This is a genomic window from Pandoraea norimbergensis, assembly GCF_001465545.3.
In the GTDB taxonomy this organism is placed as follows: Bacteria; Pseudomonadota; Gammaproteobacteria; order Burkholderiales; family Burkholderiaceae; genus Pandoraea; species Pandoraea norimbergensis.
The window spans coordinates 82,918-99,093 of the sequence record NZ_CP013480.3 but is presented as its reverse complement, the minus strand read 5'-3'; the positions used below and the strand labels follow the sequence as shown (position 1 = coordinate 99,093).

The 16,176-nt window shown below is 64.1% G+C and carries 10 protein-coding genes; 9 read left to right on the top strand and 1 reads right to left on the bottom strand.

Annotated features, from left to right (window positions below):
- Nucleotides 1-19 precede the first annotated feature (19 nt).
- From AT302_RS00400 to AT302_RS00385, 4 genes are all read left to right on the top strand, one after another.
- The gene (locus AT302_RS00400; RefSeq protein WP_058376706.1) at nt 20-1,210 is read left to right on the top strand and encodes an aminotransferase class V-fold PLP-dependent enzyme; all 1,191 of its coding nucleotides are present in this window, start codon (nt 20-22) and stop codon (nt 1,208-1,210) included.
- Nucleotides 1,211-1,266: 56 nt separating this feature from the next.
- On the top strand, nt 1,267-1,980 hold the full coding sequence (pepE, locus tag AT302_RS00395) for a dipeptidase PepE (RefSeq protein WP_058376705.1): 714 nt from the start codon (nt 1,267-1,269) through the stop codon (nt 1,978-1,980).
- Nucleotides 1,981-2,030: 50 nt separating this feature from the next.
- Nucleotides 2,031-2,972 (top strand): DUF1177 domain-containing protein, encoded by a 942-nt coding sequence (locus AT302_RS00390; protein ID WP_058376704.1) that lies wholly within the window; start codon nt 2,031-2,033, stop codon nt 2,970-2,972.
- Nucleotides 2,973-3,301: 329 nt separating this feature from the next.
- On the top strand, nt 3,302-4,465 hold the full coding sequence (locus tag AT302_RS00385) for a porin (protein WP_058376703.1): 1,164 nt from the start codon (nt 3,302-3,304) through the stop codon (nt 4,463-4,465).
- A 184-nt stretch (nt 4,466-4,649) separates the two neighbouring features.
- Here the strand turns inward: AT302_RS00385 and uvrA are convergent, their stop codons facing one another.
- Complete coding sequence (uvrA, locus tag AT302_RS00380; protein WP_058379997.1) at nt 4,650-10,514, bottom strand: excinuclease ABC subunit UvrA; 5,865 nt, start codon at nt 10,512-10,514, stop codon at nt 4,650-4,652.
- Between the two features lie 405 nt (nt 10,515-10,919).
- Between uvrA and vapB the strand changes: the two genes are divergently transcribed.
- The 5 genes from vapB (at nt 10,920) to AT302_RS00355 (ending at nt 16,102) form a co-directional block, all read left to right on the top strand.
- Nucleotides 10,920-11,156, top strand: a complete 237-nt coding sequence (gene vapB, locus AT302_RS00375) for a type II toxin-antitoxin system VapB family antitoxin (RefSeq protein WP_058376702.1) — start codon at nt 10,920-10,922, stop codon at nt 11,154-11,156.
- Nucleotides 11,156-11,557, top strand: coding sequence for a type II toxin-antitoxin system VapC family toxin (locus tag AT302_RS00370; protein WP_058376701.1), 402 nt, complete (start codon nt 11,156-11,158; stop codon nt 11,555-11,557). The genes vapB and AT302_RS00370 overlap by 1 nt, the downstream gene beginning before the upstream one ends.
- Before the next feature lie 217 nt (nt 11,558-11,774).
- Nucleotides 11,775-12,311, top strand: coding sequence for a sigma-70 family RNA polymerase sigma factor (locus tag AT302_RS00365; RefSeq protein WP_237172031.1), 537 nt, complete (start codon nt 11,775-11,777; stop codon nt 12,309-12,311).
- Nucleotides 12,308-13,453: a FecR domain-containing protein gene (locus AT302_RS00360; protein WP_058376700.1), complete on the top strand. Its 1,146-nt coding sequence runs from the start codon at nt 12,308-12,310 to the stop codon at nt 13,451-13,453. Before AT302_RS00365 ends, AT302_RS00360 begins: the two co-directional genes overlap by 4 nt.
- 159 nt (nt 13,454-13,612) lie before the next feature.
- Entirely contained in the window at nt 13,613-16,102 is a 2,490-nt protein-coding gene (locus AT302_RS00355) for a TonB-dependent siderophore receptor (protein ID WP_058376699.1), read from the top strand.
- Nucleotides 16,103-16,176: the final 74 nt, after the last annotated feature.

The window sequence follows — 16,176 nt, the reverse complement described above, 5'->3', positions numbered from 1 at the left end:
ACCCCCGTAGGACAGTTCGATGGATCTGAATCGCATCACCGCCGACAGCGCGCTCGCGCCCGGCCTCGTCTACTTCGATCACGCCGCCGCCTCGGTGCCGCCGCGCTGCGTCGTCGACACCATGACCGCGTATCTCGCCGAGACCGCACGCACCGGCCCGTACCTGCCCGCCTTCCGTCGTGAGACGTATGCACGTGTCGAGCAAGTGCGCGCCGCCACGGCAGCCTTCGTCGGCGCCAACGCGTCTGAAATTGCCTTCACCAAAAACGGTAGCGAAGCCATCAGCCTCGTGGCCGCCGGCATCGACTGGCAAGACGGCGACGAAGTCGTGCTCTCCGACTTCGAGATGATTTCGAATCAGGCACCGTGGCTGCAATTGCAGGCACAGGGCCGCGTGAAGGTGGTAGTCGTGCCGGCTAACGCCGATGGCGTGATGGAAGTCGACACGCTCGCGCAATACCTCACGCCGCGCACGCGTCTGATCTCGATGGCGCATCTGCCGAACGTGACGGGCGCCTTGCAGCCGATCGATGCGATCTGTGCACTGGCACGTGAGCGCAATGTCTGGACGCTGATCAACGCGACGCAAACCGTCGGCATGGTGCCGATCGATGTGCGCACGCTCGGTTGCGACTTTCTCGCCACGTGTGGCCGCAAGGCCCTTCGCGGCCCGGAAGGCAGCGGCTTCCTTTACGTGCGCGAAGCGCTCATTACGCAACTGCGTCCGGCGCTGATCGGCTGGTGGAATGCGTCCGTCGACGCGAGCGGCGCGTTGTCGCTGCCGGCGACGGCCAAGCGCTTCGAAGCCGGTTGCCCAATCGTGCCGTCGATTCTCGGCATGGGCGAAGCCATCGCTTACGCGCAGTCGCTGGGTATGACCGATGTTTTCGCACGCGTGCAGCAACTCACGCGCTACGCCGTCGAGCAATTACAGACGTTGCCGGGCGCCGAGATCTACGGGCCGTCGAAAGTCGAGCAGCGTCTGAGCCTCGTGCCCTTCAACGTCAAGGGTCTCGAAGCGGATGCCATCGTCGCCCATCTGGAAGCCTCCGGTGTCATCATTGAAGCCGGTCACTTCATGGCGACGCCGATTCTCAAGCGCTTCAACATCGAGCGCATGGCGCGTCTGGCAGTGCATTATTTCAATACCGAGCAGGAAATCGACCGGGCCGTCGGCCTGATTCGTGAGCTGCTCGACCCGCGTTCGTGACCCGTAATCCAGTCGTCTTTGAACCGTCACTTCCTTCCCCCGACGAGGCATAAGCCATGAAACAAATTCTGATGATGAGCAGCTCCCGCAAGGGCAACCTGGGCTATCTGGAGCATGCGGACGACCAACTGCACGCCTTGCTCAAGGGTCGCGCCAGGCGCGTGTTGTTCGTGCCCTACGCGGGCGGCATCACGTTCAGCTACGACGAATACGAATCGCGCGTGAAGCCGGTGTTCGAGCGTCTGGGCTACGAACTCGAATCGATCCATCACCATAAGGATCCGCGCGCGGCCGTGGAACAGGCGGAAGCCGTGGCTGTCGGCGGCGGCAACACGTTTGCCCTGCTCGATCGCATGTACAACGCGGGCATCGTCGGTCTGATTCGCGAACGCGTGAATGCGGGCATGCCGTACGTGGGCTGGAGCGCCGGTTCGAACGTCGTGTGCCCGACCATTCGCACCACCAACGACATGCCGATCGTCGAGCCGCCCACGCTCAAGGCGCTGAACCTGATTCCGTTCCAGGTGAACCCGCACTTCATCAGCGGCAAACCGGCCGGTCATAACGGCGAGTCGCGCGAAGAGCGTCTGGCGGAATACCTCGGCATCAATCCGGACGAGCGTGTTGTCGGCATTCCGGAAGGCACCGCGCTGCACGTGCAGGGTGACAACGCCACCGTGCTCGGCGAATTCGACGCGCTGTACTTCAAGCAGGGCGGCGCCATCGACAAGATCGCCACGGGCAGCACGTTCTCGCTCGCATCGATCTGAGCTCGCTACGGCGTCTCTGGTAACAAAGCAGATTCAAGAGGTTTAGAAACATGGCATTGCAGCAAACCCTGGCGGTGTATGAACTCATCGACCTGCCGAGCGTGAACGGTGACGACATCGTCGCCCTGTTCGCGCCTTACACCGACGCCGGCGTAACGGTCACGGTGGAGCGTGTGACCGAAGGCCGCGTGGCCGACTTCATCAAGATCGTGGTGCCGGGCGCGGCAGGCAAGACGGCCGGCGGCACGGCCCCGACGCTGGGCCTGATCGGCCGTAACGGCGCGATTGGCGCACGCCCGGACCGTATCGCGCAGGTGTCGGATGCCGACGGCGCGACGGCGGTGATCGCTGCGGGTCTGAAACTCGCGCAACTGCGGGCACGTGGCGACACGTTGCAGGGCGACGTCATCGTCACCACGCACCTGTGCACCGATGCGCCGATCACGCCGCGTCAGCCGGTCGACTTCATGGGCATGCCGTGCAGCTCGACGACGATGAATCAGTTCGAAGTCGACGCCGCCATGGACGCCATCCTGTCGGTCGATACGAGCAAGGGCAATCGCGTGTTCAACGAACGCGGTTTCGCGATCACGCCGACGTCCAAGCAGGGGTATTTGCTGCGCGTGTCCGACAGCCTGTTGAACATCATGCAGCAGACGACCGGCCATCTGCCGCGCGTCATGCCGCTGACGACGCAGGACATCACCGACTATGACAACGGCCTGTACCACATCAACAGCATCATGCAGCCGACGGTGGCGACTGAAGCACCGGTGGTCGGCGTGCCAATCACGGCGCAAGCGGCCGTGGCGGGCAGCGGCGGCAGCGCGAGCCATGAAGTGGATATCGCAGAAGCGGTGCGTTTCTGCGTGGAAGTGGCGATTCAGTACACCGACCGCCAACGCTATCAGTGCGACTTCTACAGCGAGACGGAATATGCGCGTCTGCTGGAGTTGTACGGCCCGATGACGGTGTTGCAAAAGGCCGCGTAACACGAAAGGTGGTTGATAGACCCGGGCGATTCGATGTGAGTCGAGTCGCCCGACTTTTCCCCAAGGCGACAGGCTGAACCGCGACACGCCCGTGCTGGGTCACAAACCCGCGCGACGTGCCTGGCTGCCGCCAACGCCCTGACACACCCGGTTCGCCGGCGACTGCGCCGGACCTGTGTCGAGTGGCTCCTCTGCGACGACATGACGTCGTTCTCTTGCCTTGTGCACGAGAGCGCGGGGGCGTTTTTGCGTCAATTTTTTGAATCGAGGGCCGGCGACATGCCATGGCTCCGTCTATTTCTCGTGCTTCAAGACCGATCGGAACTCTCATGAAATATCCGCTTCCTTCCCTGATCGCCGCAGCTGCCGGCGTGTGTTTTGCCAGCGTCGCCCCGAGCGCCTTTGCGCAATCGAACGTCACGCTGTACGGCGTGCTCGATGCGGCGGTGGTGATGCAGACCAACACCAGCCCGCAAGGCGGCAAGACCTTCAGCGTGCAGCAGGGCGGCGAGGGCTTTCTCTCGGGCAGCCGCTTCGGCCTGACCGGTAGTGAAGACTTGGGCGGTGGCATGAAAGCACGCTTCGTGCTGGAGAACGGCCTCACGGTCAACAACGGCGGTTTTGATCAGCAGGGTCAGTTATTCGGCCGTCAGGCGTTCGTGGGGTTGTCGGGCGCGTTCGGTGAAGTGGACATCGGCCGCCAGTACACGGGTGCCTTGCTCGCGGTGTCGGCGGTCGATCCGTTGTCGGTCGGTGCCCCGGCGACGAACTCGTGGCAGGTGTATCTCACCGGTCAGCGTTTTAACAATGCATTGACGTACACCAAGTCGTTCGGTGCGATTGGGGTGAACTTGCAGTACGCGCTGGGCGGCATCGCGGGTCAGGGTTCGGCACGCTCGTCGCTCTCCGGTGGTTTGTCGTATGAAGGTAACGGCCTGAAGATGACGGGCCAGTTGCAGCAAACGCGCGACACGCAAAGCCGCACGGCCAAGCTGTGGGTGTTGGGAGCGAAGTACGCGTTTGGTCCGGCCACGTTCTACGCTGACTATCTGCAAAGCCAACGCGACGCAGGCTTCGACGTGACGAACGGCGGCGTGGATTTCGCTTCGATCACGAACATGAGCACCCCGGCGACGGCCAGCTCGACGGCGTCGATCGGCTCGGTGTTCAGCGCAGCGCGCCGCGATCAGTTCCTGACACTGGGTGCGACGTACAACTTCAACCCGGCGCTCTCGTTCACGGGCGCGTGGATGTACAACAACACGTCGGCGAGCAACTTCGGCGGCACGCGTCAAACGGCTTACGCGATTCTCGACTATCGCCTGTCGAAGCGCACCGACGTTTATGTGGCCGGTGCCTACGATCACGTGAACGGCGACTGGTCCGGCCTGTTTGGCACGTCGACCACGTCGTGGACCGGCGGCTCCGGCGTGCGCCTGAACGGACACGATAATCAGGTGACTTACTACGCCGGACTGCGTCATAAGTTCTGATGGGTGTGGTGTGGTTCTCTACAGAATTGTAGGGGGGCGGTAGCTGTCGTGTTGATGGCGACTAAGCCGCATCAAATAGTTCGCACCTGAGTGGCTGGTCGGGGCTGACGTAGTGAACGCAGTGAAAAGCAAACGGGACGCCGAAGCGTCCCGTTTGTCTTTCTGCTCGGCGGAAGCCCTGCGGTTACTTCACCGCTTCCGCTTCTTCGACCTTGGCAGCCGATTGCGCCAGCACTGGCCTGAGGGCGATACCGGTATGACTTACCGCGACCTTCGCAAGCGCATCCGGTGACGTTGCCGCCACCACGGTGCCGCCGTCCTTGCCGCCTTCCGGTCCCATGTCGACAATCCAGTCGGCTTCGGCAATGACGTCGAGGTTGTGCTCGATCACCACCACAGTGTGTCCGCCATCCACCAGACGATGCAGTACCTTGATCAGGCGTGCCACGTCCGCCATGTGCAGCCCCACGGTCGGTTCATCGAGCACGTACAGCGTGTGCGGCGACTTCTGACCACGGCGCGTGATGTCGTCGCGCACCTTGGTCAACTCCGTCACCAGCTTGATACGCTGCGCCTCGCCGCCCGACAACGTCGGCGACGGCTGCCCCAGCGTCAGGTAGCCAAGCCCCACGTCCTTCATCAACTGCAACGGGTGCCCGATACTCGGCATCGACGCAAAGAACTCGACCGCTTCGTCCACTTCCATCGTCAGCACGTCGCCGATGCTCTTGCCACGCCACGTTACCGCCAACGTTTCGGCATTGAAACGCTGGCCATGACACACGTCGCACAACACCTTCACATCGGCGAGGAAGCTCATGCCGATCGTGCGCACGCCCTGCCCCTCGCACGCCGGACAACGCCCGTCACCCGTGTTGAACGAGAAGCGAGATGCAGAGTAACCGCGCGCCCGTGCTTCCAACGTGTCGGCAAACAAACGGCGGATCGTGTCCCAGAAACCGATATACGTCGCCGGACACGAGCGCGGTGTCTTGCCGATCGGTGTCTGGTCGACTTCGAGCACACGATCGATCGTCTCCCAGCCCGTCACCGACTCGCAGCCGTGCCACGCGTGCGTCACCGCACGACGCGGTTCCACCGGCACCTCCGACTTGGCGCGCGGCTTGCCGTCCGCCTTCACCGCATGCCGGACCGTGCCCTTGCGTGCCCGGCGCTCGGCCGGCGACGACATCACCGAACGCCCCACGGCGTCGAGCAGGTTCGTCATCAGCACATCGCGGGCCAGCGTCGATTTGCCAGAGCCCGAGACGCCCGTGATCGCCGTCAGCCGCGAGAGCGGCAGCGATGCCGTAACGTTCTTCAGGTTGTGCAGCGTCGCGCCATGCACCGTCAGCCAGTTCGGCGGCACCGCTTCCGTACCCTTCTTTGGCGCAACGACTTCGCGACGCGGTTGCAGCGGATGCTGCAACGGATGCGCGAGGAACTTGCCCGTCAGCGAATCGGGATGCGCCGCCAGATCGGCCACGCTGCCCTGCGCAACGAGCGTACCGCCGCGTTTGCCCGCACCCGGTCCGATATCGATAATGTGGTCAGCGCGACGAATCGTGTCCTCGTCGTGCTCGACCACCACCAGCGTATTGCCCTGATCGCCGAGCTTGCGCAGCGCGCCAAGCAGAATGCCGTTATCGCGCGGGTGCAAGCCGATGGTCGGCTCGTCCAGCACGTAGCACACGCCCTGCAAGTTGCTGCCGAGTTGCGCCGCCAAACGAATACGCTGCGATTCACCGCCCGAGAGCGTCGGCGCCGCACGGTCCAGCGTCAGATAGCCCAGCCCCACTTCTTCGAGGAACTCGAGGCGGCCCTGAATTTCGCTGATCAGGTCGCGCGCAATGCTCGCATCGCGGCCATGCAGATGCAGTCCTTGCACCCAATGGCGAACGTCGGTGACGGTCCATTGCGCAACGTCCGAGATCGCCTCTTCGTCGAAGGTCACGGCCCGTGCGACCGGATTCAGTCGCGCACCGTGGCAATCCGGACACGGCTGATCGCCGACGTCTTCCGGCTCCTGCTCCTCCGACGGCAGCGAATGCTCGCGCCCTCGGTTGTCTTGCCCGAGCACTGTGTCGTCGAAGGCTTCGCGCTGCTCGCGGGTGAGCGCGAGTCCCGTACCCACGCAGGTCGTGCACCAGCCGTGCTTGCTGTTGAACGAGAACATGCGCGGATCGAGATCGGGATAGCTCGTGCCGCACACCGGACAGGCACGCTTGACCGAAAACACTTCGATCTTGCCGACGCCTTCGCCGGGTTGTTCGCTGGTCATGGCATCGCCAAGACCGTCGAGCGGCGCCAGCAGATGCATGACACCCTTGCCCAATTCGAGCGCCGCCGCGAGCAACGTGCGCAGCAGGCCTTCGTTCTCGGGCGTGATCACCACGTCGCCGACCGGCAACTCGATGGTGTGCTCGCGGAAGCGATCGAGCTTCGGCCACGGATCCACCGGCAGAAAAACGCCGTCGACTCGCAGATGCGAATGCCCGCGCGCCTTAGCCCACTTCGCCAGATCGGTGTAGATACCCTTGCGGCCCACCACCAGTGGGGCCAGCAAGCCGACGTGCTGACCGCGCCGGTCGCGCAGCAACTGCGCCACGATCGAATCGGGGCTCTGCGCCGTCACCGGCGCGCCGTCGTGAATGCAATGCTGAATACCGAGCTTCACGTACAGCAATCGCAGGAAGTGCCAGATCTCCGTGGTCGTCGCCACCGTACTCTTGCGGCCGCCACGCGACAGACGTTGCTCGATGGCCACCGTCGGCGGAATGCCATACACGGCATCAACTTCCGGACGCCCTGCCGGTTGCACGATGGAGCGCGCGTATGCGTTCAGCGATTCCAGATACCGGCGCTGTCCCTCGTTGAACAGAATGTCGAACGCGAGCGTCGACTTGCCCGACCCTGACACGCCCGTGATCACGCTGAACTTGCCGCGCGGAATCTCCACGTCGAGCGACTTCAAATTGTGTTCGCGCGCATTGATGATCCGGATGGCGTCGCCGCCCGCCGGCTTGCGATGGGCGCGTGCAGCACGCAAGGCGGTTTGCAGTGGCATGCCGGCATCGTCTTTCGCGTTGGTCGCCACGGCCTGTGCAGGTGCCACGATATTGCGCTCGTAGTCGGCCAGTGCCTTGCCGGTATGCGATCCCGGACATGCCACCACGTCGGCCAGCGTACCGGCGCACAACACTTCGCCGCCGCCTTCACCGCCCTCCGGCCCCAGATCGATGATCCAGTCGGCCGCGCGCACCACGTCGAGATTGTGTTCGATCACCAGCAGCGAATTGCCGCCGTCGAGCAACTTGCCGAACGCGCGCATCAGCTTGGCGATGTCGTCGAAGTGCAGGCCTGTCGTCGGCTCGTCGAAGATGAACAGGCGACCGCGATGCGCCACCTTCTGTCCGCTTGCCGTCTTCTTTTGCGACGCTTCGGCCAGAAAACCCGCGAGCTTGAGACGCTGCGCCTCACCGCCCGAGAGCGTCGGCACCGGCTGGCCCAGCTTCACATACTCAAGTCCGACGTCCACGATCGGCTGCAACACACGCAGCACGTCGCGATCCGACGAGAACAACTTCACCGCTTCGTTCACCGTGAGATCGAGCACATCCGACACGCTCAACTCGCGCATGGCTTCACCCGGCACCGCGCGCTGAATCTTCACGTCGAGGACTTCGGCGCGATAGCGCTTGCCATCGCAGTCCGGGCAGCGCAGATACACGTCGCTCAGGAACTGCATTTCCACGTGCTCGAAACCCGAGCCACCGCAGGTCGGACAGCGTCCGTTACCCGAGTTGAAGCTGAACGTGCTGGCGTTGTAGCCACGTTGCAGGGCCACCGGCTCAGCGGCGAACAGCTTGCGAATTTCATCGAATGCACCGACATAACTTGCCGGGTTCGAACGCGCCGTCTTGCCAATAGGCGACTGATCGACGAACACGACACCCGACAACTGCTCGGCACCCACCAATTCATCGTGGGCACCGGGTGCCTCCGTCGGGTCACCGAAGTGACGCGCGAGCGCTGGGCTGAGCACGTCTTGCACGAGCGTCGACTTGCCGGAACCCGACACGCCCGTCACGCAGACAAGCCGTTGCAACGGAATGTCGACGCTGATCTGTTTGAGGTTGTGTTCGCGAACACCCGTGAGCGACAGGCGCGGCGTGTCGGCATCGACCGGACGTGCGCGCCAGTTCGACGCATTCGCCACGTGCTTGCGCCCGCCGAGATAACTGCCGGTGAGGGTGTCGGCGTTACGCACTTCTTCGGGTGTGCCGTCGAACACGATCTGACCACCGCGCTCGCCGGGGCCGGGCCCCATGTCGATCACACGATCGGCCGCCAGCATGACGGCCGGGTCATGCTCGACCACCACCAGCGTGTTGCCCGCATCGCGCAGACGATGCATGGCGGCAACGATGCGGTCCATATCGCGCGGGTGCAAGCCGATACTCGGCTCGTCGAGCACAAACAACGTGTTGACGAGTGAGGTGCCTAGCGCCGTCGTCAGGTTGATCCGCTGCACTTCGCCGCCGGAGAGCGTGCGGCTCTGGCGATCGAGTGTGAGATAGCCGATACCGACGTCACACAGGTACTTCAGTCGCGTGCCAACTTCCTCTTGGAGCAGCTTGAGTGCATCGTCGAGCAGGCTCGACGGCAGCGTGAGCGAGTCGAAGAACTGACGCACGCGCGAAATCGGCATGAGCATCAGGTCGTGCATGGTCAGGCCGGGCAGCGCTTCGAGTTGCGCGCGCGACCACGACACGCCGCGCGGCATGAAGCGTTGCGACGGCGGCAGCACAGCGTCGGCGTTCTCTTTCGACCCCAGACGCCACAGCAGACCTTCCGTCTTGAGACGCGCCCCCCCGCAGGTATCGCAGGTGGTGTAGCTGCGGTACTTCGAGAGCAGTACGCGAATGTGCATCTTGTACGCCTTCGACTCCAGATAGCCGAAGAAGCGACGCACGCCATACCACTGCTTGTTCCACTCGCCCTTCCACGTCGGGTCGCCTTCGATCACCCATTCCTGATGCTCGGGCGAGAGCTTCGACCACGGCGTATCGCGCGGAATGCCTGCCTTACCGGCGTATTCGAGCAAGTCCTGCTGAATCTCTTTCCACGCAGGCGTCTGAATCGTCTTGATCGCGCCGCCGCGCAGTGTCTTGCGCTCGTCAGGAATCACCAGACCGAGGTCGACACCGATCACGCGTCCGAAGCCCCGGCATGCCTCGCAGGCGCCGTAGGCCGAGTTGAACGAAAAGAGCGCCGGCTGCGGATCGGCGTAATGGAGATCGCTATCCGGGCAGTGCAGGTCCTGCGAATACCGCCAGATGTCCGGCTCGCCTTCTTCCGCGAGCACATAGACGTTCACACGGCCACGTCCGCGCTTGAGCGAGGACTCGATGGCTTCCATCGCGCGCGCCTTCTCGGTGTTCTGCAAGCGGAAGCGGTCGGCCACCACGTCGAGCACCTTGCGCGTACCGGTGGCGCTCACGATTTCGCGCTCGGCCTGCACGCGGGTGTAACCCGAGGCGGAGAGCCATTGCGTCACCTCGTCGGGCGTGACACTGCCCGGCAGTTCCACCGGGAACGTGACGACCAGTCGCGGGTCGCCCTGCGCCGTGCGCGTCATCAGTTCCGCGTAGATGGTCTCGGGGGTGTCGTGACGCACGGGTTGCGCCGTCTCGCGATCGAACAGCGCCGCCGCTCGGGCGAACAGCAGTTTCAGGTGATCGTTGAGCTCGGTCATCGTGCCGACCGTCGAGCGCGAACTGCGCACGGGGTTGGTCTGATCGATGGCGATGGCGGGCGGCACGCCTTCCACATGGTCGACCTGCGGACGGTCCATGCGGTCGAGAAACTGACGCGCGTAAGCACTGAAGGTCTCGACGTAGCGGCGCTGGCCTTCGGCAAACAGCGTGTCGAAGACCAGACTCGACTTGCCGGAGCCGGACGGACCGGTCACGACCGTCATCTCGCCGGTCTGGAGATCGACGTCGAGATTCTTGAGATTGTGCTGACGGGCGCCACGAATGCGAATGGCGTGGTTGGCCGACGGTGCAGGCGACGGCGTGGTCGACGGGTTTGTCGCCGGGCTTGTCGCCGGGGTTGCCGACAGGTCGGGTTTCGAGGACGAATTATCCAATTGTTCAGGGCCGCTTGGTTGACGTCTGAAAGTGCGCATGCGCGCCTCGGGGGAACTACTGTATCAGGCCGATACGACAGGCGCTGACAGCATCCACGCTCCGTTCGGCATGGGGCGATTGTACTGTATATTTGTACAGCACCTCACCCATACCCCCATTGCCGATAGTCCTAATTTTCGGGAGCCCCTGCCTTGTCTTCCAGCATTCAGCACGCCGCATCGACGTACACACATGTGTATTTACATTCGCCGATACAGCGCCTAAAGTATGAGCACGATGTTTTCCTGCCGGAGCCGCTCATGCACATCACCCGCGCCTTTCGTAACGGCAACTCACAAGCCGTCCGCATCCCTGCCGATCTGGCCTACGAAACTACCGATATCGAGCTTGAAATCGAGCGCGTTGGCGACGAACTGCGCATCCGGCCGCGTCGGCGACCACTCACTGGCGTGCTCGATAAGTTCGCCCGCTTCGGAGCCGACGTCATGAGCGACGGGCGCGAAGCGCATGAGCAATCGGATCGCGAGGCACTGTAATGTCACGCTACATGCTCGACACCAACATCTGCATCTATCTGATGAAACACCAACCGGAGGCCGTCGCAAAGCGCTTCGCGCAATGCATGGTGGGTGACGTCGTGATGTCGGCGATCACGTTTGCCGAGCTGTGCTACGGGGTTTCCGTATGCGCAGAACCCGTACGGGAGCGTCGCCACCTAGCGGCTTTGATTGAGGACATTCCGGTTTTGCCCTTCGATGCGGCGGCCGCAACCGCCTACGGCCCGATCCGCGAAGCCACCCGCGAGCGCCGCAAGGATCACCTCGATAAGTTGATCGCGTCACACGCGGCATCGCTCGACGTCGTGCTCGTGACCAACAACGAACGGGACTTCACCGCCTATCCCGGCCTGAAGATTGAAAACTGGCTTCGGGACTGACGGCCTGACGCCACCTGCCACCACCTACCGCTTCCCCCCGGCGGTCTGCCTGACACCCCGCACCTCGCCTCGCCCCCGCCCGCCCCCAATCCCCCCGCATTTATTTCCCACCCGTCGCCGCCCCATGCGTGACATGATATGATGCGAATGATTATCATTAACCAACAAAACTGTTGAATCAGTGGCGGCGGCGCAAGTCCGCGGCCGAGCCAAGATCATGATGCGTGACGACACCGGGGGCCGTTCAGACCACGCACGCGCCGACGCGTCCGGCGTGGCCGCGCTCTATCACGATCACCATGGCTGGTTGCGTAACTGGTTGCACCGCAAGCTCGGCAACCACGGCGACGCGGCCGACCTCGCGCACGACACCTTCGTGCGTCTGCTCAGCAAAGACGCCCCTGTCTGCCCGCGCGAACCGCGCGCGTTCCTGACCGTGGTCGCGCAAGGCCTCGTCGCCAACCTGCACCGCCATCGCAAGATCGAAGCCGCGTATCTCGATACGCTCGCCGCCCAGCCGGAAGCCGTCGCGCCCGATCCGGAAACGCGCGCCATCCTGCTCCAGACCCTCATCGACATCGACCGCCGCCTCGACGGCCTGCCGCCGGTCGTGCGCCGTGTGTTCCTGATGTCGCAACTCGACGGCCTCGCCCAACGCGACATTGCCGAAGCCGTCGGCATTTCGATCGCCACCGTGCAACGCCATATCGTCAAGGCGCTGCATGCCTGCTGCTTCGGGAGCCACCGCCCATGAACGCCAATTCGCACACCGTCGGCGACCCGTTGCCGGAATCGGTCACGCTGGCCGCCACCGAGTGGTTCGTCCGTCTGCAAGCGAACGAAATGTCTACCGGCGGCACGGGCGGCACGGGCGGCGCGGCGACGGATGCCACCCATTCCATTGATGCGCAGTCCAGCGCTCGCGCGGCCGATCAGGCCGCGTGGCAACGCTGGCATGACGCGCACCCGCAACACGCGCAGGCATGGCAGCGGCTGGTCGACTTCGGCAGCCAGTTGCGCACGATTCCCCCCGTAGTCGCCCACGGCACGCTCCTGCGCATGGCGACGCGCAAGGCTGCGACGAGCCAAAGCCGACGCCGCGTGCTCGGCCTCTTTGCGCTGGCGACGGTCGCCGGGGCCGCATGGACCGCGCGCGACAGCGCAACCGTGCAATCGCTACGCGCAGACCTGAGCACCGCTGTCGGCGAGCGCCGCACCGTGCAACTGGACGACGGCACCGCACTCGCGCTCAACACCGATTCCGCGGTCGACGTGCGTTATACGCAAGACACCCGCCGTCTGCGCTTGCTTCGCGGCGAGATTGCCGTCATCACTGGCGCCGATGCCGACCACGGCCATCGACCGTTCTTCGTCGATACGGCACACGGCCGCTTGCAGGCGCTCGGTACGCACTTCCTCGTGCGTCAGCAGAACGACACTGCTTCGGTCACCGTGCTCGAAGGCGCCGTGCGCGTGACGCCATCGAGCGCCGCCGGTGATGCCATCGTGCTCACCGCCGGTCAGGGGGCAACCTTCGACGCTACGGCCATCCGCTCACGCTTTGACGACACCAGCGCCGCCAATGCCACCGCGGCATGGACGCAAGGCATGCTCGTCGTGCACGCCATGCCGCTCGGCGACTTCCTCGCCGAATTGAGCCGCTATCGGCGCGGTCATCTCGGTTGCGCGCCCGAAGTGGCCAACCTGCTGGTCTCGGGGATCTATCCGATCGACGACACCGACCGCGTGCTCGACATGCTCGCGCGCGCGCTGCCGGTCGAAGTCGAGCGCTATACCCGCTGGTGGGTGCGCGTGCTGCCCGGCACACAAACCGGCGAGCCGCCGGGGCGTATCCGGACGATCCGGACCTTCGGCGGGGACCGTACACACACCTGAACCGCGCGCGGTACACCGATCGCCCCCCAGTCGTCGGGCGACAGGCACCGCCCGCCAAAAACTTTTTTGCCGTCGGATGAGGGGCTTTCGAATCTCGCGGGGCATAGGAAGGAATGCCCATTTCGATGTTCGATGCTCCATAGAAAGGAATCCGCCGTCATGTCTTCTCACGTCAGCCCCACGCCGCCGCGTGCCGCTCGTGCTTGCGCTGCCTACGTCATCACCGCCCGTCGCGCCGTCTCACTGGCCGCCTTCGCCGTCTTTGCCCTGAGCGCACAAGCCCACGCTGCTGACGCTACCCCGCTTGCAGGCACCCCCGCGGCAACGGCAACCCGCCCGGCACAGTCGCTGCACATTCCTGCCGGCTCGCTGCAACAGGGGCTCGTCGCGTTCGCCCAGCAAACCGGGCTGATGATCTCTTACGACGCCGCCCAGATCGCCGAGAAGCGCACGGCCGGTGTCTCCGGCAACTACACGCCGTCGCTCGCGCTGGCGATTCTGATTGAAGGCACCGGCCTGCAAGCCACCGGTCAGCCCAACGGCGGCTACATCGTGGCCCCCGGCGCCAACGGCAGTGCGCCGGCCACGGGCGCAGCCGTGGCACTCCCCGCGACCGACGTGAACGCCCGCGCAGATCGCGACGTCGCCCGTGGCCCGGTAGTGGGCTACGTGGCGCAGCGCAGCGATACCGCGACGAAAACCGACACGTCGATCATGCAGACGTCGCAGTCGATCAGCGTGATTCCGCGCGACCAGCTCAACGATCAGGCCGTGCAGACGGTCAGCGACGCACTCAAGTACGCCGCCGGTGTGAACGCCGACCCGTACGGCAGCGACACGCGCGCCGACTGGTTCTACATCCGTGGCTTCAACGCCGATGCGTATTGGGACGGCCTGCGCATTCCGCAGATCGCCAACCGCCCGGGCAGCTACGCCGCCATTCGTGTCGACCCGTACACGCTGGAGCGCGTGGAAGTGCTGCGCGGCCCCAGCTCGATCCTCTACGGCGCGGGCAATCTTGGCGGTCTGGTCAACCTGGTGAGCAAGGTGCCGAGCGCCGAACCGTATCGTGAAATCGGCGTCGATTACGGCACGTTCGACCGCCGCCAGTTGCGCGTGGACGTGACGGGCCCGGTCAACGACGACGGCACGCTGCTCTATCGCATCACGGGTCTGGGCCGTCTGGCGGACACGCAGACCAACAACGTGACCGACGACCGCATCATGATTCAGCCGTCGATCACGTGGCGTCCGAACGCGCAGACGAGCCTCACGTGGTTCTTCAACTACTTGCAGGACAACATGGGTTCGTCGGTCAGCTACGGTCCGGCTATCGGCATGGTGACGCCGTCGCGCTGGGGACGCATCGACCGTGAACTGCTCACCGGCGACCCCGCTTTCGACCGCTATCGCAAGACACAAGTCGCTACGGGGTTCCGCTTCGAGCACCGCATCAACGACGCGCTGCAACTGCGCTCCAGCGTGCGCTTCACGCACATGGACCTCGACTACAAGTCGATCTACGGCACCGCGCTGCTCGCGGACCAACGCACGTTGCAACGCACCGCCTATCAGGCCGAGCCGATCCTGAACGGCTGGCAGATGGACAACAACGTGCAGTACGACACGAAGACCGGCCCCGTCGCGCACAAGGTGGTCGCTGGCACGGACTTTCAAACGCAACGATTCCTGAATCGCGTGTGGACCGGGTCGGCGCCGTCGCTCGACCTCTATGCGCCGGTGTACGGCGTGAAGGGCGTGCTGCCGGCCAACCCCACCACCAGCACCGACCAGACGCAAACGCAGCTCGGCCTGTATTTGCAGGACCAGATGCGCTGGGACCGCTGGTATCTGACGCTGGGTGGACGCGAAGATTTCACGTGGTCGACGACCGACAACAACATCGCCAAGACCACGGTGAAGCAAACGCCGAACAAGTTCACGTGGCGCGCCGGTCTGTTGTACGAGTCGAGCTTCGGTGTCTCGCCGTACTTCAGCTACTCGACGTCGTTCTTGCCCACGCTGTCGACCAACCTCGCGGGCGACCCGCTCAAGCCGACCACCGGCCAGCAGTACGAGATCGGCATCAAGTACCAGCCGACGAACATCAACGCGCTCTTTACCGCGTCGCTGTTCAACCTCACGCAGCAGAATGTGTCGACGGCTGACCCGGCCAACACGCGCAACACGATCCAGACCGGGGAAGTGCGCTCGCGCGGCGTGGAGCTCGAAGGCAAGGTGAGCCTGACGAACAAGCTCAACGTCGTGGCCAGCTACACGTATCAGGACGTGGAAGTCACGCGCAGCAACAACGCCGATCTGGGCAAGCGCCCGTATGGTGTGCCGCGCAACATGGCGTCGTTCTGGGCCGACTACAACTTCGGCAATATCGGCGACGTGAAGCTCGGCGCCGGGGCCGGTGTGCGCTATCTGGGCCAGACCGCAGGCGATACCGCCAACTCGTTTTCGGTGCCGGGCGTGACGCTCTTTGACGCTTCGCTGCACGCCGATATCGGCTGGCGCTGGCGCCTGCAACTGAACGCGACCAACCTGTTCGATCGCACCTACGTGGCGGGCTGCAACACCACCGTGCAGTGCTACTACGGCACGGGCCGTACGGTGATCGGCAGTGTGACGGCGCGCTGGTAAGCACACCCGTAAGCCACGAGTAAGCCACGGGTTAGCCACGGGTAAGCCACAGGTAGCCATTGAAGCACCCACGC